This is a genomic window from Phenylobacterium soli, from assembly GCF_003254475.1.
Classification (GTDB): Bacteria; Pseudomonadota; Alphaproteobacteria; order Caulobacterales; family Caulobacteraceae; genus Phenylobacterium; species Phenylobacterium soli.
In genome coordinates this window covers 1686613-1707801 of the sequence record NZ_QFYQ01000001.1, presented here as the reverse complement: position 1 = coordinate 1707801, position 21189 = coordinate 1686613, and the positions used below count along the sequence as shown (strand labels likewise).

Sequence of the window (21189 nt, the reverse complement as noted above, 5' to 3'; positions counted from 1 at the left end):
CACGGAAGGCTGGCTCCCCCTTACGCCCGGCCTCGGAGGAGGAAGACCATGGACGACGGCTCCATCGACATCCAACGCGCCGCGCGCGAGGCGGCCTATTCCATGCCGATCGAGGAGATCGACCCCTCCAATCCGGAGCTCTTCCGGACGGACACCTGGCACCCCTACTTCGAGCGCCTGCGCAAGGAGAACCCGGTGCACTGGGCGACCTCGCCCGAGGAGCAGGTCGGCGGCTATTGGTCGATCACCAAGTACAACGACATCATGGCGGTGGACACCAACCACCAGGTCTTCTCGTCGATCCCGACCATCGTCCTGCCGGATCCGGACGAAGACTTCACCCTGCCCATGTTCATCGCCATGGACCCGCCCAAGCACGATGAGCAGCGCAAGACGGTCAGCCCGATCGTCGCCCCGCCGAACCTCGCGCGCCTTGAGCCGGTCATCCGCGAGCGCGCCGCCAAGATCCTCGACGACCTGCCCATCGGCGAGGAGATCGACTGGGTCGACAAGGTGTCCATCGAGCTCACCACCATGACGCTCGCCACCCTCTTCGACTTCCCCTGGGAAGACCGCCGCAAGCTGACCTTCTGGTCGGACGTGGCCACCGCGGCGCCGGAGAGCGGCATCCTCGGCACCACCGACCCGGAGGAGTTCGAGCAGAAGCGCCGCATGGCGCTGTTTGAGTGCGTCGACTACTTCCAGCGCCTCTGGGACGAGCGCTCCAAGGCCGCCCCGGGTCCGGACCTGATCTCGATGCTGGCCCATGGCGAGTCCACCAAGAACATGGACCGCATGGAGTACCTCGGGAACCTCATCCTGCTGATCGTCGGCGGCAACGACACGACCCGGAACACCATCTCCGGCTCGATCTACGCCCTCAACCAGAACCCCGAGCAGGACCGCATCCTGCGCGCCAACCCGTCGATGATCCCGAATATGGTCTCCGAGACCATCCGCTGGCAGACGCCCCTGGCCTACATGCGTCGCCGCGCCCTGCAGGACATCGAGATCGGCGGCAAGAAGATCAAGGAAGGCGACAAGGTCGCCATGTGGTACATCTCGGGCAACCGCGATGAGGAAGTGATCGAGCGTCCGAACGACTACTGGATCGAGCGCCCGAACCCCCGCCGCCACATCTCCTTCGGCTTCGGCATCCACCGCTGCGTGGGCAACCGCCTGGCCGAGCTGCAGCTCAAGATCATCTGGGAAGAGATCCTCAAGCGCTTCCCGCGCATCGAGGTCGTCGGCCAGCCGAAGCGGATCTACTCCTCGTTCGTGCACGGCTACGAGCACCTGCCGGTCGTCATCCCGACCCGGAACTGAGCCGCCAAGCGGACTGGTCCCCGCGCAGGCCGGGATCCATCTCGAACGTCGGCCTCCGCGCTCAGCGGAGGCCGCTTTTCGTTTCAGCCCACCACCACCCACTGGCCGTCGGCGTTCAGGCACGCCGTGCCCTCGACGCTGCGGCGATAGCCGTCGCGGAAGGTCACCGTGTCGTTGAACCGGCGGCAGGAGCGGCCGTCGCGGTCGCGGTAGGCGTCGGCCATGGGCGCGACCCGGCCGGAGGCGTTGTCGCCCTGCCAGGCGTAGGGCTGGCCCGAGCGATGGGACCACATGGCCTCCTGGGCGGCCTGGTCGTGACGGGCCATGTCGCGCTCGTCCATGGCGTGGCCGATTCGGTTGCCCACATAGGCGCCGAGCGCCACGCCGAGGCCGGTCATCATCGCCCGGTCGGTGTGGCGGCCGCCGAACTGCGAGCCGACGACGCCGCCGAGCGCGCCGCCGACAATCGTGCCGGTCATCTCCCGGTCGCTCATGTCGCCGAGCGTCTCGCAGCCGGCGAGCGCTCCGGACAGGGTCAGGGCGCAGAGCCCCGCGGCGAGGGTCTTGAGGGCGGTCATGGTCGGATGCTCCTGCCAAAGATGGCGGCACGCTGCACGCGTCGGTAAAGCTTCGCCTTGAGCTGGCGCAAAGCCGCGCCATTGACGGGCCGCGCGCCGAAGGCTCCAATCGCCGTCCCAGGTCGGGGGACCAGGGAGGATACAATCATGACGACCAGGGTCGTTCTTCTGGCCGCGCTCGCATCCGGCCTCGCCGCCCCGACCGCCCTCGCCAAGCCCGCCCACGAGACCGGCGGCCGGCCGCTGATGGCCAGCCTCAACGGCGCCAACGAGAAGCCGACGCCCGGCGACGCCAAGGCGACCGGCATGGCCCACGTCACGGTGAACCTGGGCCAGAACCAGGTCTGCTGGGACCTGATGGTGGAGAACCTCGCCCAGCCCACCATGGCCCACATCCACAAGGGCGGCACGGCCGAGGCCGGTCCCGTGGCCCTGGCGCTCACCCCGCCGGACGCCACCGGCCACAGCAAGGGCTGCGCGAGCGCCGACGCCGCCCTGGCCAAGGACCTGATCCAGAACCCCGGCGCCTACTACGTCAACGTCCACTCCGACGCCTTCAAGGCGGGCGCGATCCGCGGACAGCTCTCCAAATAGTTGCGACATGACAGCCCGCCGGCCCTCCGGGGCTGGCGGTCCTGCGGATTAGAGGCCTAGGCTTTGCCACGGCTGGCGAGGGAATTTGGGGTGAGCCCAACAAGCCTGATTTCTGTCGAGGGCGCGGCCGAGGGCCTGCTGGCGGCGATGTTCAACGCCGCCGACGTGTTTGCCGGCGTCTTCGAGCTGCTGGACGACGACTATCGCTACCTGGCGCTCAATCGGAACACCGCCGCCTTCTACGGCATGGCGCCGGCCGAAATGATCGGCCGTACGGGCCGCGAGCTGCAGGTCACGCGCGAGCAGATCGACCGGCGCATGACCACGCTAAGCCACGTCTGGGAACACCAGAAGACGGTGACGCTCGAATACGCCTTCGAGCATGCGGGCCGGACGGGCTGGTATCTCGGCACCTTCTCGCCCCTGCCCGGAAGGCTGCCGCGCGTCGGCTTCGTCCTCGTCGACATCAGCGCCCGCAAGTCCGCCGAGATCCAGGCGGCGGAGGAGCGCCAGCGCCTGAAGGTCGCCATGGAGGCCACCCATCTGGGCCTTTGGGAATATCGGATCGCCGAGGACCGCGTGATCTGGGACCGGCGCATGCGCGACCTCTACGGCGTGCCGGCCGAGGGGGCGATCGACTTCGCCCTCTACAGCTCGCGCCTGCACCCGGAGGACGCCGAGGCCGCCCACGCCGCCTACCGCGCCGCCCTCGCGGGCCACAACGGCGGCGCCTACACCACCGTGCACCGCACCCGCGAGGGACGCTCTCTGCGCAGTTCCGGCCAGGTGCTCTTCGACGACTGCGGCCGCGCGGTGCGCGTGCTCGGCACCACCCTCGACATCACCGCCGAGGTCCAGGCGCGCGAGCAGGAGCGCCTGCTGCTCGCCGAGCTGAACCACCGGGTGAAGAACAACCTCGCCACCGTGCAGTCGATCGCCGTGCAGACCGGCCGGGTGTCGCCCGACCTGCCGACTTTCCTCGACACCTTCGAGGGCCGCCTGGTGTCGCTCGCCCGCACCCACGACGTGCTGACCGCCCGCGCCTGGTCGAGCGCCGGGCTCGCCGAGATCGTCGGTCGCGAACTGCAGGGCTTCGGGGGTCGGGTGAGCCTCTCTGGCCCCGACGTCGCCCTGCCGTCCGGCGCGGCCCTGGCCATGGGTCTGGTGCTGCACGAGTTGGCGACCAATGCGGCCAAGCACGGCGCGCTCTCCGCGGACGGCGCCATCGCCGTCGACTGGCGGGTCGAGGGTCGCGAGGTCTGCCTCGCGTGGACCGAACGCGGCGGGCCTCCGGCGCGTCAGCCCACGCGCACGGGTTTCGGGACGCGTCTCATCAGCAAGCTCGCCCGCGGCGATCTGAAGGGTCGGGCGGCCTTCGACTATGCCGCCGAAGGCCTCCGCTTCACCCTGGTGTTCCCGCGGCCGGACCAGCCGGCCGCGGAGGAGCCGGTCAGAGTCCCAGCACCATCTTGGCCATGATGTTGTGCTGGATCTCGTTGGATCCGGCGTAGATCGAGGTCTTGCGGTAGTTGAAGTACATCGGCGCGACCGTGGCGGCGTAGTCGGGGCCGGCGCGCGGGGCGTTGGTCCGCCCCTCGATCTCGGCCCAGGTGTCCTGCACGAAGGGCGCGGCGTAGATCCCCGCCGCCTCGAGCGCCAGTTCGGTCATCGTCTGCTGCATCTGGCTGCCCTCCAGCTTCAGCATGGAGGACACCGCCCCCATCGCCTCGCCGTTGGCGCGCCCGGCGAAGACCCGAAGCTCGGTGGCGTTGAGCGCCTCGGTCTTGATCTCGGCCTCGGAGAGCTTCTTGCGGAAGTCCGGGTCGTCGATCATCCGGCCGCCGCGGTCGTCGCGCTCCAGCTTGGCGATCTTCTTGACCTTGTTCAGCATCTCGGTGAGGCCCGGCGCATAGGCCGAGCCGCGCTCGAACTGCAGCAGGTACTTGGCGTAGGTCCAGCCCTGGCCTTCCTCGCCGATCCGGTTGGCGACCGGCACCCGCACGTTGTCGAAGAAGACCTGGTTGATCTCCTGGTCGCCCTCGCGCGGCCCGTCGAGGGTCGGCAGGGGGACGATCTCGATCCCCGGGGTCTTCATGTCGAGCAGCAGGAAGGAGATGCCCATCTGCTTGATGGACTCCTGGCTGGTCCGCACGAGGCAGAACATCCAGTCCGCCCACTGGGCGTAGGTCGTCCAGATCTTCGAGCCCGACAGCACATAGTGGTCGCCGTCGCGCTCGGCCTTCAGCGCCAGGGAGGCGAGGTCGGAGCCCGCGCCCGGTTCCGAATAGCCCTGGCACCACCAGACGTCGGTGGAGAAGATCTTCGGCAGGTGCTGCTTCTTCTGCGCGTCGGTGCCGAACGCCATGATCACCGGCGCGCACATCTTCAGGCCCATGTTGGACGTCGAAGGTGCGCCCGCCAGGGCCATCTCCATCTCGAAGATGTACTTCTGGGTCAGGCTCCAGCCGGTGCCGCCGTACTCGACGGGCCAGTCGGGCGCGATCCAACCCCTGTCGTTCAGGCGCTTCAGCCAGCGGACCTGGCCAGCCTTGTTGAGGTGGTGGTTCTTCGACTGGGCCATGTGGGCCCGCATGTCGTCGCCGTACGCCTCGGAGATGAAGGCCCGCACCTCGTCGCGGAACTTCAGGTCCTCAGGGCTGAAATCCAGGTCCATGGCCATCGGCTTCAGCCCACGCCGTCGAGGTACTCGATCTCAGGACGACCGCCGAGCACCGCGCCGAACTTGGCGCCGGCCGCCTTGAAGTAGTCCGTGCCGCCGTGGTGGGTCAGGGCGTCCTGATCCTTATAGAGCTCGAGCACCTTGTAGGTGTTGGGCTCGGTGCGGCTCTTGGTGAGCTGGTAGGCGAGGTTGCCCGGCTCATTGGCGCGCACCTGCTTGGCGAGCTCGGTGAAGAACGCCTCGAACTCGGGGCCCTTGCCGTCCTGGATCTTGAGCGTCGCGATCACGCCGATGGTCATGCCTTACCTCCCAACGAATGTTTGAATGGGGACGGTAGAGCCCGGCGCGCGGACTCTCAAGCGTGACGCTGAGGGAAGGCCGTTAAGAGCGCTCGTTCCAGCCGTAGGCCACCCAGTGGTGGCCGCCGAGGTGGCGGGCTTCGATGACGCCGTCGTCGCGCCGGGCGGTGCGGCGGGCGCGCAGGGCCAGGCCGGCGAGCGCCAGCAGGGCGCTGGACATGATCGCGATCACCGCGACCGTGGCGGCGAACACCACCGCCAGGACCGCGCCGACGACCACAGCCGCCGCGGCGGCGAGCGTCGCCCCGATGGCGGCCAGGCTGCGCAGGGCGGATCCGTGACGGGCGGCGAATTGCTTCACCATGGCGGCTTTTCCTTGGGCCCGGAGGCGTGGGCCATAACGAGATATGTCTGCCTCAGGGTTCCACACGTCAACCTAGGACAAACGCGGATGTTACCCATGGCGCGGCTTGGTGGCCTTTATGCGGCGCCGGCGAGCGCCATCGCCCGCCTTTCGCGCATGGCCGCGTCGAAGGCGGCGTTGATGGCCGCCGCCTTGGCTTCCGCCACCTCGATGAACTCGGTGGGCAGGCCGCGGGCGCGGGCGCGGTCGGGATGGGCCTCGGCGAGCTGCGCCTTCCAGGCCGCCCGCAGCTGCTCGTCCGTGGCGTCGTGCCGCACGCCGAGCACGGTGTAGGGATCGTCGTTGTCGGCCCCGAGGTGCGTCGCCTTCAGCCGGCGGAACACCAGCGGCGAGAAGCCGAACAGCTCGCCCACCCGCTCCAGGTACGTCAGCTCCTCGTGGGTCACCGCCCCGTCGGCGCCGGCGATGTAAAACAGGCCGTCGAGCACGTCCTCCAGGAGCTGCGGGCAATGGCGGTAGCGCTTGGCCAGCCGTCGGGCATAGCTCTCGAACCCGCGGGTCGTCTGCCGGGCGAGCTGGTAGAGGCGCCGGACATTGCCCTCCGAGCCCGGGTCGGGCTGGAACACTTCGGAGAAAGCATCGTATTCGCTGGCCTGGGCCTTGCCGTCGGCCTTGGCGAGCTTGGCCCCAAGCGCCGTCACCGCCGTCGAGAAGGCAGGATCCTCCCCGGGCAGACCGGCCGGACAGTCCGGACATTCGGCCTCGTCCAGGTTCTTCACCGCGAGGCCAGCGATTTTGCGCCAGAAGCTCATGTTGACTAAGGGGCAGGCTTAAGCCCGATGGCGGGCGAACACAATTCTGTGGGACGTTAAGTTTTGGACAGGCGCTGGAGTTTCTGGATCGACAGGGGCGGCACGTTCACCGACGTGATCGGCCACGCCTCCGACGGCGCCGAGACCTCGCTGAAACTGCTCTCCGCCTCGCCGGCCTACGAGGACGCCGCGGTGGAGGCCATGCGCCGCATCCTCGGCGCCGCGCCCGGCGCGCCCTTTCCCGCTGCCCGGGTCGAGGCGATCAAGATGGGCACTACGGTCGCCACCAACGCCCTGCTCGAGCGCGACGGCGCCAAGACCCTCCTCGTCACCACCGAAGGCTTCGCCGACGCCCTGGCCATCGGCGACCAGGCCCGGCCGGACCTCTTCGCCCTGCACGTCCATCGCCCCGCCGCGCTGTACGCGGGCGTCGTCGAGGCCCGCGAGCGCCTCGACGCCGACGGCCAGGTGGTCACCGCGCTCGACCGCCAGCGCCTGGAGGCCGACCTCGCCGCCGCGGTGGCCCAAGGCTTCACCTCCGCCGCCATCGCCTTCCTGCATTCCGACCTCTGCGGCGACCACGAGCGCCTGGCGGGCGAGATCGCCCGCGCTGCGGGTCTCCAGTTCGTCGCCCTGAGCCACGAGGTCTCCCCCCTGCCGCGGTTCATCCCGCGCGCCGAGACAACGGTCGCCGACGCCTATCTCACGCCGGTGCTGCAGGCCTACGTGCAGCGGGTGGCCCGCGCGGTGGCCGGCGCGCCGCTCTATTTCATGACCTCGGCCGGCGGCCTGGTGCGCGCCGAGAGCTTCCGCGGCCGCGACGCCGTGGTCTCCGGGCCCGCCGGCGGCGTGGTCGGCGTCGCCCGCACCGCCGTCCAGGCCAGGGCCCCGGCCGCGCTCGGCTTCGACATGGGCGGCACCTCCACCGACGTCTGCCGCTACGCCGGCCAGCTCGAGCGCCGCGACCAGGCCCGCGTCGCCGGGGTGAAGCTGCGCGCCCCCATGCTCGACGTCGAGACCGTGGCCGCCGGCGGCGGCTCGATCCTCACCTTCGACGGCGACCGCGCCCGCGCCGGCCCGATGAGCGCCGGCGCCGATCCGGGCCCGGCCTGCTACGGCCGCGGCGGACCCGCCGCCGTCACCGACGCCAACCTCGTCCTCGGCCGCCTCGACCCGCGCTTCTTCCCCGAGATCTTCGGCCCGCGGGGCGACGCGCCCCTCGATCCCGCCGCCGCCCGCGCCCGTCTCTCCGAGCTGGCGCAAGCCATGGCCGCGCCGGACGTCGAGACCGCCGCTGAAGGCTTCCTCGCCGTCGCCGTCGAGCAGATGGCCCAGGCCGTGCGCCGCATCTCCACCGAGCGCGGCTTCGACCCGCGCCAGCACGCCCTCGTCGCCTTCGGCGGCGCCGCCGGCCAGGTGGCCTGCCAGACCGCCGAGGCGCTCGGCGTGGCCGAGGTCCTCTGCCCGCGCTACGGCAGCGTCCTCTCCGCCTGGGGCATCGGCCAGGCCGAGGTCAGCGCCCTGCGCCAGGCGGGCCTCGAGGCTCCCCTCGATGAAGGAGGCCTCGTCCGCGCCGAGGCCCAGCTCGCCGCCGTCGAGGCCGAGGCCCGCGCCGCCCTCGCCGAACAGGGCGCCACAGCGGGCGAAGTCCGCCGCACCCTTCGCCTGCGCTACGACGGGGCCGACGCCGAGCTGCCGGTCCCCGCCTCGGCCCTCACGCCCGCGAAGCTCGCCTTCGAAGAGGCCCACCAGCGCCTGTTCGGCTTCATCGAGCGGGACCGGCAGATCCTTATCGCCGCCGTCGAGGTCGAGGCCTTGGCGCCCTCCAACCTGTCGGCCGCGGGCCTTCCGGGCGGACCTTCGGCCGCCGCAGCTGGCGACACGACCCGGCTCTACGCTGGCGGCCAGTGGCGCACCGCCCCCGTGATCTCCGCCGAGACCCTGACCACCACCGAGGGACCGGCCCTCATCGTCCGGCCCGACACCCAGATCGCCCTGCTGCCCGGCTGGCGCGCGGCGGCCGAGGGCGATGGCCTGATCCGCCTGACCCGCACGGGCGCGGCCGCCCAGGCCGCCATCGCCCTCGACAAGCCAGACCCGGTCACCCTGGAGCTCTTCAACCGCCGCTTCATGGGCGTCGCAGAGGCCATGGGCGCGGCGCTCGAGCGGACCGCCCACTCGGTGAACATCAAGGAGCGGCTCGACTTCTCCTGCGCCCTGTTCGACGCCGACGGCGGCCTCGTGGCCAACGCCCCGCACATGCCGGTGCACCTCGGCTCCATGGGCGCCTCGGTCCGCGCCGTGCGCGACCGCCACCCGACCCTCAAGTCCGGCGACGCCTTCGCCCTCAACAACCCCTACGCCGGCGGCACTCACCTGCCCGACATCACCGTCGTCATGCCGGTGTTCATGGCGGCTGACGCAGCCGAACCGGCCTTCTACGTTGCCGCCCGCGGTCATCACGCCGACGTCGGCGGCGTCCAGCCTGGCTCCATGCCGCCCTTCTCCAAGACCATCGAGGAGGAGGGGGTGTTGCTCGACGCCCTGCCGATCATGCGGGCCGGGCGCTTCCTCGAGGCCGAGACCCGCGCGGCCCTGGCCGCCGGCCGCTATCCGGCCCGCGCCCCGGCGCGCAACCTCGCCGACCTCAAGGCCCAGATCGCCGCTTGCCAGGCGGGCGGCGCGGCGGTCGCGGCGATGATCGAGGCCTTCGGCGCCGAGGCCGTCGCCCGCTACATGACCTTCGTCCAGGAGAACGCCGCCAATGCGGTCCGCCGCGCCCTCGGCCGGCTCTCCGACGGCGAGGCCCGCGTGCCCATGGACGGCGGCGGCGAGATCGTCGTGCGCACCACCGTCGACGCCCTCCGCGGCGAGGCGGTCCTCGACTTCACCGCCTCGGCCGACCAGCTCGGCTCCAACTTCAACGCCCCCTCGGCCATCGTCGACGCCGCGGCGCTCTACGTCTTCCGCACCCTGGTGGACGACGACATCCCGCTGAACGCCGGCTGCCTCAAGCCGCTGAAGATCCTCACCCGCGAGGGCTCGATGCTGGCGCCGCGCCCGCCCGCCGCCGTGGTCGCCGGCAACGTCGAGACCAGCCAGCACGTCGTGGACGCCCTCTACGCGGCCCTCGGCGTCATGGCCAACAGCCAGGGTTCGATGAACAACTTCACCTTCGGCGACGAGGACCGGCAGTACTACGAGACCATCTGCGGCGGGGTCGGCGCGACGGCGAGCGAGGGTGGGGCCAGCGCCGTCCACAGCCACATGACCAACTCGCGCCTCACCGACCCCGAGATCCTCGAGCGGCGCTTCCCGGTGCGAATCGAGGCCTTCGGCGTGCGCCCCGGCTCCGGCGGCGCGGGCGCAAGGGCCGGCGGCGACGGCGTGGTCCGCCGCGTCCGCTTCCTCGCCCCGATGGATGCGGCCCTGCTCTCCTCGCGCCGCGAGCACGCGCCGCAGGGCCTCGCCGGCGGCGGGCCGGGCGCGCCGGGCGCTCAGCGTTTGATCGCCGCGAACGGCGCGGCTACACAACTTGCAGGCTGCTTCTCCGTCCGGGTGGCGGCCGGCGACGTCATCGAGATCGAAACCCCTGGGGGCGGCGGGTTCGGTCCGGGGGCGACGCCAAGCCAGTGAAACCAGCTCAAGGAGCCTTGATGCCCGCCCTCGCCTTCGCGCTTGCCCTGCTGCTCGCCGACACGCCCGCCGCGGCCGACGCCGCGCAACCCGCGCCGGCGCCCGCCGCGGACTCTGTGGACGCCCCCTGGCCAGCCGGCGCCCCGCGCGGCGACTACGAGCTGGTGGCCTGGTGTTACGGCGCCCTGCGCGGCTACGTCGACCTGCACGACGAGGTGATGCCCGAGGTCACGCGCATCGAATCCGAGTTCCGCAAGCCCGGGACCAAGCTCGCCGACGACCTCAAGGTCTACGCCGACCAGCAGAAGCAGGCGAAGGCCGACCTCAAGCGCTTCCAGGTCGCCCTCACCGCCGCCGAGAAGGCCAGCGCCCGGCCGATCAACACCGTCGGCGCCGAGGCGGTGAAGAAGGGCCACGCCATCTGGACCGTGACGCCCAGCACGCCCAAGGCGCGCGTCGCCCAGGAATGGATGAGCTGGACCCTGCCGTCCCGCTGCAGCGCCACCGCCGACAGCCTCCACAAGCGCGCCGTCCTCATGGGCCCGGCGTTCCGGGGCAATGGCGACGAGACCCCCGCCGAGGCTCCTGCCGAAGCGCCCGCCACCGCGGCGGCGGCGGCGCCCGACGCGCCCAGCGCCGACGCCAAGCCGAACTAGTTCGCCCCGACCGACCTCAGGCCTTGAGGAACCCCGCCAGGCGCCGCAGGCCCTCGGCGTTCTTCTCCGGCCGCTGGGCGAAGCACCACCTCAGCCAGCCCTCGCCCTCGTCGCCGAACGCCGCGCCGGGGGCGAGGCCCAGGCCCGCCTGGTCGATCAGCGCCGTCGCCAGGGCCACCGAGTCCGCGCAGCCGGCGATGCGGAAGAAGGCGTACATGCCGCCCGCCGGCTCCGGCGCCTCGACGCCGGGCATCGCCCGGAGCGCGCCCAGCACCTGGTCGCGCGCGGCCGTCAGCTCGCCGCGCAACTCGGCGACGTGCGGCTCGCCCTCGGCCAGCGCCTTGACCGCGGCGGCCTGCACGAAATCGGGCGCACAGGAGGTGTTGTATTCGAGGAGCACGCCGACCGCCTCGGTGAGCGCCGGCGGCAGGGTCAGCCAGCCGAGCCGCCAGCCGGTCATCCGCCAGCCCTTGGAGAAGGAGTTGGCCCCGATCACCCGATCGCCGTCCTCGGCCACGGCCAGGAACGAGGGCGCGCAGCCGCCCCCGTCGAACACCAGCCGCTCGTAGACGTCGTCCGCCACCAGCCAGATCCCGTACGCGCGGCAGCGCTCGAGGATCGCCGCCCGGTCCTCCGCCGGCAGGGTCCAGCCCGTCGGATTGTTCGGCGAATTCAGGAACAGCGCCCGCGTGTCCGGCGTCAGCGCGGCCATCAGCCGGTCGAGATCGAGTCGCCATCGGCCCTGCGCCGGCTCCAGCGACACCGTCGTCAGCTTGGCCGACAGGATGCGCGGGATCTCCGCCACATTGGGCCAGACGGGCGTGACCACCACCACCCGGTCGCCGGGCGAGACCACCGCCTGGGCCGCGATCATCAGGGCGTTGACGCCCGAGTTGGTGACCGCCAGCCGCTCCATGCCGATCGGGCGGTCGTGCAGGCCGGTGAGATAGTCGGCCAGCGCCTGGCGCAGCTCCGCCGTGCCGAGGTTGGGCGTGTAGTAGGTCCGCCCCGCGGTCAGGGCCTCGGCCGCCGCCGCCCGGATGAACTCCGGTGTCGGGCGGTCGCTCTCGCCGAACCAGAAGGGCAGCACCCCCTCCCGGCCCCAGGCGGCGTTCGCCACCTCGCGGATCTTCGACGAACGGAGGGCCAGCACCTCGGGGCGCGCGACAGGCGGGAACATGGCCCTTGGCTAGCGCAGGTCGCGAACCGCCTCCAGGGCCTGCGCGATCACCGGGCCCCATGCTCCAAAGGCGGGTTGTCGCAGGAGCCGCGCGCTCGGATACCAGGCGCTCGAGGGCCCTTCGGCGCGCCAGCGGAAATCCGGCGAGAACGGCAGCAGGATCAGGAGCGGCCTGCCGAGCGCGCCGGCCAGGTGCGCCACCGAGGTGTCGACGCTGATCACCAGGTCCAGCGCCTCGATCAGCCCGGCGGTGTCGCTGAAGCTGGCCAGCTCGCCCGACACGTCGCGGATGCGCGGCTCGGCCGCGAGCACCGCACGGTCCGCGTCGCGGTATTCCGTCTGCAGGGAGATGAAGTCCGCGTCCGCCGCCAGCAGCGGCGCCAGGGCCGCCAGGCTCAGCGAGCGGTTGGCGTCGTTGCCGTGGTTCGCCCGGCCCGACCACACCAGGCCGACGCGCGGCCGCGTCCGCGGGCCCAGCCGGTCGGCCCAGGCCTGCCGCTTGTCCGCGGGGGCGGCCATGTACGGCGTCCCGTAGGGCGGCGCCCCGAAGGCGTGCGGCAGCGACATCATCGGGATCCAGGCGTCGTAGGTGATCGGCTCGCCGCCGGTCAGCACCCGGTCGATGCCCGCCACGCTCGCCGCCAGCTCGGAGAGCGGCGGCTGGACGATGGCCAGCACCTCGTCCGCCCGCTCCGCGGCCACGCGCGCGTAGCGCAGCATCTGGATGGTGTCGCCGAACCCCTGCTCGCAGACGATCAGCAGCCGCTTGCCGTCGAGCGGCGTCTCGCCGAGCCAGCGCGGCCCCTCCGGCGGGACCGTGCCGACGAAGGACGGCTGTCGCCAGCGCCACTCGTACTGCCGCCAGCCCGCCGCCTCGTCGCCCGCGAGCAGCAGCAGCAGGGCCTTGTTCCAGTTGGCGTTGGCGTGGTCCGGGTCGAGCGCCAGCGCCCGCTCGCAGGACGCCATGGCCTCGTCCAGCCGCTTCAGGGCCTGCAGGGGCGCCGCGCGATTGGCCCAGACCTCCGCGCTCGCCGGATTGAGCGCCGCGGCCCGGTCATACGCGGCCACCGCCTCGGCCGGGCGGTTGGTCGCGCGCAGGGCGTTGCCGCGGTTGAAGTGCAGCTCCCAGGCCTGCGGCGCGAGCTCCAGCGCCCGATCGTAGATCCCCGCCGCGGCCTCCGCCTGGCCCAGCGCCTCGAGGGTGTTGGCGAGCCCGTTCAGGGCGTCGAGGAAGGTGGGCTGCAGGGCGATCGCCCGCTCGTAGGCGGCCTGCGCCTCGCTCAGCCGCCCGAGGTCGCGCAGCACGCCAGCCTGGTTGGCGTGCGCCTCCACATTGCCGGCGTCCAGCTCGATGGCGCGGGTGAAGCCGGCCAGCGCCTCGTCCAGGCGGCCGAGCGTCATCAGCGCATTGGCCCGGTTGTTGATCGCGTTGGACTGGTCCGGCCGGATCTTCAGCGAGGCCTCGATCAGGGCCACGCCCTCGTCCAGTCGCCCCTGTTGCAGGGCGACCGTGCCGAGGTTGGTCAGGGCGTTGGGCTCCTCCGGCGCCTGAGTCAGCACCGCGCGGTAGAGCGCCGCCGCCTCGTCCAGACGCCCCGCCCGGTGCGCCGCCACCGCCCGGTCCAAGAGCTCCCGCGGGGTCGGCTCCTCGGTCATGCGGGGATCAGGTGCTCCGCTTCTGCGCCAGGGCGCAGCAGCTCGCCATGCCGATCGGCCCGTCGACGTCGTAGAGCCGGGTTTCGCCGAAGGCGACGCCGTGGCTGTCCCCATGGTCGGTGACCTCGAAGCCCACCCACTCGCTGACCGGCTCGCGGTGCAGATAGATGGTGACGTCGGAGTTGATGTACTTCAGGCCCTTGTCCCCGGCGTTGGCCGCGGGGCTGGCGAAATCGGCCGCGACCGCCACACGCTGGAACGGCGTCAGGGGGCGGCCTTCCACCAGCTCGCGCACCTCGGCCATCCACATCCGTCGGCGCTCGCCGGTCATGAAGCCGCCGGTGATCAGCCGGCTCGACCACATGCCGCCCATGGGCGTGGTGCGCGGCTCGGGCGGCGGGATGTCCTCGGGACGCGGCACGTCCCAGGAGGGCGGCTTCCAGACCTCGCCCTCCGGGCGCTCGGTCTTGCGCAGCAGCTGGCAGGTGGCGCGGCCGGCGGAGACGCCGCCGGAGATGAACTCGGCGTCGATCACCTTGATGCGGTAGCCCTCCCGGACCACCCGGGTGACGATCTCGACGGGCGACATGTCCGGCAGGCGGTACATGTCGACGGTCAGCCGGGCGGGCAGGAACTCCGGCGCGCCGTGCAGCCGCTCGATCTCGTGGCCCAGCAGCCCGATGATCACCCGCCCATGCAGCGAGTTTGCGTTCCACGGCCCCTTGCCGGCTTCGGTGGGGAGGTAATGGTCCCCTTTGACGGTGAAGAATGGAGTGTTGGCCATAATGGCCGGCAGCTATGCCGATTCACCCCAGCTTCGCCTAGCCTCTAAGCCGCCAGCCCACTCATGCCACCAGGCCTTCCGCCGCCGCGGCGTCGGCCACGTGCTCGCCATCCATCGCGCCCAGTGCCGCTTCGGCGTCCCGCGCCTCCAGCGCCGCCCGGATCTCGGCGTGCCGCTCGGCCGTGAGCTTCCAGCCGACCATGCACACTGCCCCGAGGATCACGCAGCCGATCGGCCCGGCGACGAACATGATCCCCAGGCCCCGGATGGCTTCCGGCGAGTTGCCGAGGCCCAGCGCCGGCACGAAGCCCAGCCGCCCTAGCATCGGGAAGGTGATGATGATGGCCAGCGCCGCCGCCAGCTTCGCCGCCGCGGTGTTCAGCGCATAGATCAGCGAGAGCCGGTCGCGGCCGTCCTTCAGCCGCACCTCGTCGGCGACGTCGGCCAGCATCGAGCGGATGGTCATCTCGAAGCCGGCGCCGGCGAAACCGCACCACAGGTTCACCGGGATCGAGTTCAGGAGCACGCCCTTCGGCGGCAGCAGCACGGTGAGGAGGCCCACCGAATAGGCCACGGCCACGGCCATGATCGCTCGGTGCTTGCCGATGCGGTTGGCGAGCCAGGCCGTCGTCGGCGCCCCGGCCAGGCCCGCGAGCACATAGAAGAGCAGCAGCACCGAGGCCTGGGCGCTGGTGAAGCCCATGTAGTCCTTGGCGAAGAACAGGTAGAGCGAGCTCATCCAGCCTGGCCCCAGGCCCATGGCCAGCTGCGCCGCATAGAGCCGCAGCAGGTTCGGCGTCTTCAGCACCGTCCAGACATCGCCGAGGGCGAAGCTGTGGCCGTGGCCCCGCGGGGTCTGCCGTTCGGGCGTGAGCCAGGCGGCGAGCCCGATGGCGATCGGCGTCAGGATCAGCAGGAACCAGCCCATGGCGTGCACCGCGCCGCTGTCGCCGCGTTTGGCGACGATCACCGGGATGCTCAGCACCGCCAGCAGGGCGACGATGCCGACCGCGGCCATCACCCCGAAGATCCGCGACCGGTCGTGGTAGCTGCGCGCCAGGGTGGCGGCCCACGCCGGATGCGACAGGCCGAGGATCGACAGCGCCGCATAGAGCACCAGGAGCCCGCCGATCAGGTAGAACTTGCCGATCCCGACCGGGGCGAAGAACAGCAGGGCGATGCCCAGCATCAGCAGCGGGGCGCCGGCCAGCATCCAGGGCCGGTAGCGGCCGATCGGGGTGCGGGTGCGGTCCATCAGCATGCCGAGGATCGGGTCGAAGCCGATGTCGATCAGGCGCACGCTGGCCCACACCCCGCCGACCACCACCAGCGGCACGCCGAGCTGGGTCGCCAGGTGCGGCGGCAGATAGATCAGCAGCGCCGCGGCCAGGGCCCCGATCGGCAGGCCGGCGCCGCCGAAGACGATGGTCCGCCACAAGGGAAGGGATTCATCGGGAAGGCGCTCATGCGCCAGGCCGCCGCCGGCCGTCGATCCGCCCGCCACCGTGGTCTCCTCCTCGAAACTTCTTTTTTCTTTCGATGAGGCGCGCCTGCGCGGCGATGTTCAAGTCTTCCCTGGCGTAAAGGACGGCGCGGGCGGCGAAGCCGTGGCTCAGTCCACGGGCTCGGCCAGCATGAGCGAGGCGCCCCGCTGGATGGCCTCGTAGCACTCGCAGGCGCAGCGGGTCAGGGCCGGCCGGTCCATCACCCGGATCTTGCCGCGGGTATAGGCGATCACCCCTCGCTCCTGCAGTTGCGAGGCCGCCGCCGTCACCGTCGTGCGCTGCACGCCAAGCATGATGGCGAGGTGCTCCTGGGTGAGCGGCAGGGTCTCGGAGGCCAGCCGGTCCTCGGTCAGCAGCAGCCAGCGGCAGAGCCGTTGCTCCACCCGGTGCAGGGTGTTGCAGGCCGTCGACTGGGCGGCCTGCAGCAGGGAGGCCTGGGCGTGGCGCACGATCGCCTCGCGCACCGCCGAGCTCTCCTCGGCCGCCTGGCGCAGGCTGGCCAGCGGCGCGCGCCAGGCGCGGCCGGCCACCTGGGCGAGGGTCCGCTCGTAGCTGATCGGCGCGCCGAGGGCCTGCAGCAGGCCATAGCCGCTCTCGCGCCCGATGGTGCGGCTCTCCACCTGGGCGCCGTCCTTCATCACCGTCAGCACCGACAGGATGCAGTCCACCGGCAGGTAAACATGCGCCATCGGCCGCCCGGCCTCGTCGAGCAGCTGGTTGCGGGCGAGGTCCGTCAGCACCAGGTCGGGCCTGAGCCGCTCCGCATCGGCCGCATCGAGGGCGTCGAGGAAATGGTTCTCCCAGGGCATCGCCGGGACAACGCGGAACGCGGGTCTTGGCTTCGCAATCGCATCATTTGACGCTGCGCCGCTATGTCGGGTCTCGGGCAGACCGACCTCCCCCGGGCGCCTAGGGTCGGCGCTCACGGGGGACGCGCCTTGGATCTGTTGCTGTACGGGCTGAACGAGGCCGGTGAGCCTGCGTTCGCCGAGCGTCTCCCGCCGAGCGAACGGGCGCGCATGCGCGAGATCGCCCATTCCCACCTGCAGCGCTTCCACGCCGTCGAGGTCTGGGAAGGCCCCACCTGCGTCCTGCGCCTGCGTCGCCGTCCGGACTAGCGCGACGGTCCGGTCGCTCGTCCGGCGCGGGATCGAACCTGCGCCTCGGCCGTTATGGGAGGACAGCTTCCAAACCAAAAAAAGGAAATCGGATGGCGCGCATCCGGAAACAGCTTCCCGCCAACCTGGGCGCCGGCGAGCTCAAGTGCCGCGGCTATCGTGGTCAGGTGGACTACCAGATCCAGGGCGAGCCCACGACGCTCCGTCCCGGCCCCTCGCGCCTGAGAGGCTCGCTGACGTCCACCCCCGAGGTCGCCGAACAGGTCTTCCGCGACGGCGACGGCGAGCTCACCCTCGAGAGCGGCGCCACTTACCGGATCACCATGCTGGGCCACTCTTCCGGCAGCGGCGTGGCCTATTTCGAAATGCGGGCCTGAACGACCCTACGACGGCCCTACCCGCGCGCCTGATAGCGGACGCGCAGAGACACGGCGTCCTGGCCCGGTTCGGCCTCGCGCAAGCGACCGGCCACGTGGTCCAGGGCGGCGGTCTGGTCGCCGAAGCGGGCGAGTTCGACCCCTTCGGATTCCACGATCCACTCGCCGCTGTTCTCGATGACTTCGTACTTCATGCCGCCCTGCGCCGCGTGAGGAAGCGCTGCACTAGGTGAATGCGGTTAACACAACAAGGGCGCGTGTTTTCGCAGGCCCGCTACCTGATGTCGCAGCACCGCCAAATGATCGGCGGCCCGCGCCACTCATTCCGATCCGGAAACAATCTCCTCCGCCGCGACGCCTTTGTTTCGCGTTTCGCCGCCCTATCTTGGCTGGCGAGGAGACCTTCCATGATCGAAAGACGACCCTTCGACGGCCTCGGCGGCGCCGACCACGGCTGGCTCAAGGCCAAGCACCACTTCTCGTTCGCCAACTACTACGATCCCAAGCGCATGAGCTGGGGATCCCTGCGCGTCTGGAACGACGACGAGATCGCCTCGCGCAGCGGCTTCCCGCCCCATCCGCACGCCGACATGGAGATCATCACCTATGTCCGGCAGGGGGCGATCACCCATCAGGACAGCCTCGGCAACCAGGGCCGCACCGCCGCCGGCGACGTGCAGGTGATGAGCGCCGGCTCCGGCATCCGCCACGCCGAGTACAACCTCGAGCCCGAGACCACCCGGATCTTCCAGATCTGGATCGAGCCCACCGCCCGCGGCGGCGCGCCGACCTGGGGGGCCAAGCCGTTCCCCAAGGATGACCGCGCCGGCCGGTTCGTGACGCTCGCCTCCGGCATGGCCGGCGACGAGGACGCCCTGCCGATCCGCACCGACGCCCGCGTGCTCGGCGCGACCATCCGGGCCGGCGAGAGCGCCACCTACGCCCTCGCGTCCGACCGCCACGCCTATCTGGTGCCGGCCGTCGGTGCGGTGGAGGTCAACGGCGTGCGGCTCGACGCTCGTGACGGGGCGGCGATCACCGGCGAGACGGGGCTGACCGTCACCGCCCTCGAAGACGCCGAGGTGGTGCTGGTCGACGCCGCCTAGCCGCCGACGACCTCGAACACCCCGACCTTCTCCTCGCGTTCGGTGAGCGCCTCGCAGCGGGCGTCCAGCTCGGCGTAGGCCTCGCCGAACGCGGCCTTGAAGGCCTCGAAACTCTCCGGCCCATCCCAGTAATCGAGGGTGGCGAAGCCGCCGTCCGCGCCGCGCAGCAGCTCGGTGCGCACATAGCCCGGGGCGCGGCCGAACAGTCGCGCCCAGTCGCCCTTCGGGCCGTAGACTTCGGCGAAGCGGGCCTCGGCCCCCGGCGCCGCGGCGTATCTCCACAAGATCGCGATCATCGCGCCACCAGAGGCGCAGCCGCGGGTGTGGTCAATCCAGTGTCAGTGCAGCGGCGCCGGCTCCACCAGCTCTTCGTCCCAGTCGCCGCCCGGATCCTGGATCAACACGTGGCGCGGCTCCTGGTCGACCCGGGCGTGGTCGCCAGCCGCCTTCAGCGCCTCGGCCTGGCTGGCGTAGGCGCCGAGCTCGGCGTCGTCCTCGTCGTCCACGAGCATCCAGAGCCCGTGGCGCGCCACGACGGTGAAATCGGTCATTCGGTTCGTCCCAACCCGTTCTGGACGAACGGCGCTCGTCCAAGTGGTGTTCTGTCACCGTCGGACCGGTCAAGCCGCTATGTCGGCGCGTCGCACCCTCTGCGGCGCAAGCGCGCAGGCGAACCCGCCTACTCCGCCTCGCCGTTTCGGAAATAGGGCTCCACCGGACCCTGCAGTTTCAGCGTCAGCGGCTGGCCCCGGCGGTCCTTGGCGTTGCCGGCCACCACCCGCACCCAGCCTTCCGAGACACAGTATTCGTCGACATTGGTCTTCTCCTGGCCCTTGAAGCGCACGCCCACGCCGCGCGCCAGGGCGTCGGCGTCATAGTAGGGGCTGCTGGGATCGACGGAGAGGCGGTCGGGCGGGGTGTCGGTCATGGGATGCGCCCCTACCGCCGCCCGCGCCCGCTTTCAAGCGTGCTCAGCGGCAACCCTCGATCACCCGCTCCAGCAGGGCGAGCCGCTTGGCGCGCAGGATCCGGCCCGCGGCGATCAGCTGGTAGCGGTCGGCGGCCCCGCCGGCGGCCCGCAGGGCGGCAGGCGTGTCGGGGTATTTCGGCGGCGGCGGCAGGTTGCGCGGCACGCAGGCCGATCGCACCGGCGTCGGAACCCTGACGATCACCTCCCGCGGCGCGGCCGGCGGCGGAAGCGGCGGCGGCGGCGCGGCGGCCAGCAACGGCGGCGGCCGCGCCACGGCGGCGCAGCCGGCGAGCGCCAGCCCCGCCATCGCCGCCGCCGGGATCGTTCGCCGTCTCATCGATTGCCCAGGCTCGCCAGCACCGCGGCGTCGGCCGCCTCCATCCGGGCGCAGACGTCGATTCCGGCGGGCCCCTGGCTCGCGAGCCGTGTGGCCATGTCCTCGCCGGGCTGGATGACGCGGGTGATCGCGCCTTCGGCCGGCGACCGCCGCGCCGCCTCGGTGTGGCAGCCGGCGAGCTCGGCGCGCCAGGTCTGGCTGGCGCGGGCGCTGGCCTCGGTCAGGCTGGCGAGCTGGCCGCGCAGTTCGGCCTCGCGGCGTGCGTCCCGCGCGCTGACCACCGCCAGGGCGACAGCCAGCGCCACAGCCACGCCGGTGGCGGCCTGTCCGACAAGGGGAGAGGTGAAGGCCTTCGAGAGCGACGCGGTCATGGCGGCCGTCCGGGCGAGATTTGAGGACGCCGGCCCGCTTCCCCAAAGAGCGAGCTCGACCATGGTTCAACGCGAAGCTTGGCGCTTTGATCCAGGCGCCTAGCGGCGCGACGCGCCCAGGTGCAGATAGCTGGGGTCGAATTCGCCGGCCGCCTGCAAGCCCGCCCAGTTAAGGACCGCCAGTTCGCCGCCGCGGAAGGCGATCAGCCCCTCGCCGCGCAGCTCCTGCAGGACACGGTTGGTGTGCACCACCGAGAGACCCAGGGCGTCGCTGAGGTGGGTCTGGGTGACCGGGAACCGGCAGCGGTTCTTTTCCACCAGGCCGGCCATGCGCATGCGGGTGAACACCTCGCAGAACAGGTGCGCGATGCGCGCCTTGGCTGTGCGCCGGCCCATGCCCAGCATCCACTCGCGGAAGATCGCCCCATCGATCAGGCTCGCCCGCCACAGCGCGCGCATCACGTTCGGATGCGCCTCCAGCAAGGTCTCGAGGGCGACGTGCGGCACGAAGGCCACCTCGCAGGGCGACAGGGCGGTCACCGTATGGTCCATGCTGAGCAGCAGGCCCTCGATGTCGCAGATCTCGCCCTGGGCGTGGAACGACATGATCTGTCGCCGCCCGTCGGGCAGGGTCCGGTGGCGGAACGCCTGGCCGGAGATCAGCACCCGGCACTGCGCCGGCGCGTCACCTTCGATGACGATGTCTTCGCCGGCCGGGAAGCGTCGCATCGCCGCCGGCAGGGCCCCGACCGCTCGCCGATCCTCCTCGGTCAAGGCGCCGTAGAGACTCAGGTTCTCGGCAAGTCGGATCAGCATTCGACCCTCGAAAACCACGGGTCG

Annotated in this window: 25 protein-coding genes; 8 read left to right on the top strand and 17 right to left on the bottom strand. The window is 71.3% G+C overall.

Annotated features, from left to right (window positions below; all coding sequences use genetic code 11):
- Positions 1-48: 48 nt before the first annotated feature.
- Positions 49-1326 carry a cytochrome P450 gene (locus DJ017_RS08505; protein ID WP_111528311.1) on the top strand — a complete coding sequence of 426 codons (1278 nt, stop codon included), beginning with the start codon at positions 49-51 and terminating at the stop codon, positions 1324-1326.
- Between the two features lie 83 nt (positions 1327-1409).
- Here DJ017_RS08505 and DJ017_RS08500 read toward each other — a convergent pair whose 3' ends face one another.
- The gene (locus DJ017_RS08500; protein WP_111528310.1) at positions 1410-1904 is read right to left on the bottom strand and encodes an RT0821/Lpp0805 family surface protein; all 495 of its coding nucleotides are present in this window, start codon (positions 1902-1904) and stop codon (positions 1410-1412) included.
- Between the two features lie 147 nt (positions 1905-2051).
- Between DJ017_RS08500 and DJ017_RS08495 the strand changes: the two genes are divergently transcribed.
- Together DJ017_RS08495 and DJ017_RS08490 are read left to right on the top strand one after the other, a co-directional pair.
- On the top strand, positions 2052-2498 hold the full coding sequence (locus DJ017_RS08495) for a CHRD domain-containing protein (protein ID WP_111528309.1): 447 nt from the start codon (positions 2052-2054) through the stop codon (positions 2496-2498).
- Between the two features lie 90 nt (positions 2499-2588).
- Positions 2589-3977, top strand: a complete 1389-nt coding sequence (locus DJ017_RS08490) for a sensor histidine kinase (RefSeq protein WP_133255420.1) — start codon at positions 2589-2591, stop codon at positions 3975-3977.
- Here DJ017_RS08490 and DJ017_RS08485 read toward each other — a convergent pair.
- From DJ017_RS08485 to DJ017_RS08470, 4 genes are all read right to left on the bottom strand, one after another.
- Positions 3949-5172 (bottom strand): acyl-CoA dehydrogenase family protein, encoded by a 1224-nt coding sequence (locus DJ017_RS08485; RefSeq protein ID WP_111530023.1) that lies wholly within the window; start codon positions 5170-5172, stop codon positions 3949-3951. The genes DJ017_RS08490 and DJ017_RS08485 overlap by 29 nt on opposite strands.
- 11 nt (positions 5173-5183) lie before the next feature.
- Complete coding sequence (locus DJ017_RS08480) at positions 5184-5477, bottom strand: putative quinol monooxygenase (RefSeq protein ID WP_111528307.1); 294 nt, start codon at positions 5475-5477, stop codon at positions 5184-5186.
- Between the two features lie 82 nt (positions 5478-5559).
- Positions 5560-5841 carry a hypothetical protein gene (locus DJ017_RS08475; RefSeq protein WP_111528306.1) on the bottom strand — a complete coding sequence of 94 codons (282 nt, stop codon included), beginning with the start codon at positions 5839-5841 and terminating at the stop codon, positions 5560-5562.
- 116 nt (positions 5842-5957) lie between these two features.
- Positions 5958-6653 carry a molecular chaperone DjiA gene (locus DJ017_RS08470; RefSeq protein WP_111528305.1) on the bottom strand — a complete coding sequence of 232 codons (696 nt, stop codon included), beginning with the start codon at positions 6651-6653 and terminating at the stop codon, positions 5958-5960.
- Positions 6654-6716: 63 nt separating this feature from the next.
- On the opposite strand from DJ017_RS08470, the gene DJ017_RS08465 reads away from it, so the two are divergent.
- Together DJ017_RS08465 and DJ017_RS08460 are read left to right on the top strand one after the other, a co-directional pair.
- Complete coding sequence (locus DJ017_RS08465) at positions 6717-10289, top strand: hydantoinase B/oxoprolinase family protein (RefSeq protein WP_111528304.1); 3573 nt, start codon at positions 6717-6719, stop codon at positions 10287-10289.
- 20 nt (positions 10290-10309) lie between these two features.
- Complete coding sequence (locus DJ017_RS08460; RefSeq protein ID WP_111528303.1) at positions 10310-10945, top strand: hypothetical protein; 636 nt, start codon at positions 10310-10312, stop codon at positions 10943-10945.
- Positions 10946-10961: 16 nt separating this feature from the next.
- Here DJ017_RS08460 and DJ017_RS08455 read toward each other — a convergent pair whose 3' ends face one another.
- The 5 genes from DJ017_RS08455 to DJ017_RS08435 all read right to left on the bottom strand — a co-directional run bounded on the left by DJ017_RS08455 (position 10962) and on the right by DJ017_RS08435 (position 16879).
- Positions 10962-12125, bottom strand: coding sequence for a pyridoxal phosphate-dependent aminotransferase (locus DJ017_RS08455; RefSeq protein WP_111528302.1), 1164 nt, complete (start codon positions 12123-12125; stop codon positions 10962-10964).
- Positions 12126-12134: 9 nt separating this feature from the next.
- Positions 12135-13781, bottom strand: coding sequence for a tetratricopeptide repeat protein (locus DJ017_RS08450; RefSeq protein WP_165830577.1), 1647 nt, complete (start codon positions 13779-13781; stop codon positions 12135-12137).
- A gap of 7 nt (positions 13782-13788) precedes the next feature.
- Positions 13789-14565 (bottom strand): thioesterase family protein, encoded by a 777-nt coding sequence (locus DJ017_RS08445; protein WP_111528300.1) that lies wholly within the window; start codon positions 14563-14565, stop codon positions 13789-13791.
- A gap of 61 nt (positions 14566-14626) precedes the next feature.
- Complete coding sequence (locus tag DJ017_RS08440) at positions 14627-16069, bottom strand: MFS transporter (protein ID WP_111528299.1); 1443 nt, start codon at positions 16067-16069, stop codon at positions 14627-14629.
- Positions 16070-16177: 108 nt separating this feature from the next.
- Complete coding sequence (locus tag DJ017_RS08435; RefSeq protein ID WP_165830576.1) at positions 16178-16879, bottom strand: Crp/Fnr family transcriptional regulator; 702 nt, start codon at positions 16877-16879, stop codon at positions 16178-16180.
- Between the two features lie 129 nt (positions 16880-17008).
- Here DJ017_RS08435 and DJ017_RS20325 point away from each other — a divergent pair, with 129 nt between their 5' ends.
- Both DJ017_RS20325 and DJ017_RS08430 read left to right on the top strand, forming a co-directional pair.
- Positions 17009-17188, top strand: coding sequence for a hypothetical protein (locus DJ017_RS20325; RefSeq protein ID WP_165830575.1), 180 nt, complete (start codon positions 17009-17011; stop codon positions 17186-17188).
- A gap of 92 nt (positions 17189-17280) precedes the next feature.
- A complete protein-coding gene (locus tag DJ017_RS08430) occupies positions 17281-17565 on the top strand; it encodes a hypothetical protein (protein ID WP_111528297.1) in 285 nt (94 codons plus the stop codon).
- Positions 17566-17582: 17 nt separating this feature from the next.
- On the opposite strand, the gene DJ017_RS20320 is transcribed toward DJ017_RS08430, so the two are convergent.
- On the bottom strand, positions 17583-17759 hold the full coding sequence (locus DJ017_RS20320) for a hypothetical protein (RefSeq protein WP_165830574.1): 177 nt from the start codon (positions 17757-17759) through the stop codon (positions 17583-17585).
- Between the two features lie 213 nt (positions 17760-17972).
- Here DJ017_RS20320 and DJ017_RS08425 point away from each other — a divergent pair, with 213 nt between their 5' ends.
- Entirely contained in the window at positions 17973-18671 is a 699-nt protein-coding gene (locus DJ017_RS08425; RefSeq protein WP_111528296.1) for a pirin family protein, read from the top strand.
- Here DJ017_RS08425 and DJ017_RS08420 read toward each other — a convergent pair.
- The 6 genes from DJ017_RS08420 to DJ017_RS08395 all read right to left on the bottom strand — a co-directional run bounded on the left by DJ017_RS08420 (position 18668) and on the right by DJ017_RS08395 (position 21165).
- Positions 18668-18967, bottom strand: a complete 300-nt coding sequence (locus DJ017_RS08420; RefSeq protein ID WP_111528295.1) for an antibiotic biosynthesis monooxygenase family protein — start codon at positions 18965-18967, stop codon at positions 18668-18670. The two genes, DJ017_RS08425 and DJ017_RS08420, sit on opposite strands and share 4 nt — an antisense overlap.
- Positions 18968-19009: 42 nt before the next feature.
- On the bottom strand, positions 19010-19222 hold the full coding sequence (locus DJ017_RS08415) for a hypothetical protein (protein ID WP_111528294.1): 213 nt from the start codon (positions 19220-19222) through the stop codon (positions 19010-19012).
- Between the two features lie 128 nt (positions 19223-19350).
- Positions 19351-19599: a DUF3297 family protein gene (locus tag DJ017_RS08410; RefSeq protein ID WP_111528293.1), complete on the bottom strand. Its 249-nt coding sequence runs from the start codon at positions 19597-19599 to the stop codon at positions 19351-19353.
- Between the two features lie 43 nt (positions 19600-19642).
- Positions 19643-19978: a hypothetical protein gene (locus DJ017_RS08405; protein WP_133255418.1), complete on the bottom strand. Its 336-nt coding sequence runs from the start codon at positions 19976-19978 to the stop codon at positions 19643-19645.
- Positions 19975-20349, bottom strand: a complete 375-nt coding sequence (locus DJ017_RS08400; RefSeq protein WP_111528291.1) for a hypothetical protein — start codon at positions 20347-20349, stop codon at positions 19975-19977. The genes DJ017_RS08405 and DJ017_RS08400 overlap by 4 nt, the downstream gene beginning before the upstream one ends.
- A gap of 99 nt (positions 20350-20448) precedes the next feature.
- Positions 20449-21165 carry a Crp/Fnr family transcriptional regulator gene (locus DJ017_RS08395; RefSeq protein ID WP_165830573.1) on the bottom strand — a complete coding sequence of 239 codons (717 nt, stop codon included), beginning with the start codon at positions 21163-21165 and terminating at the stop codon, positions 20449-20451.
- Positions 21166-21189 lie beyond the last annotated feature (24 nt).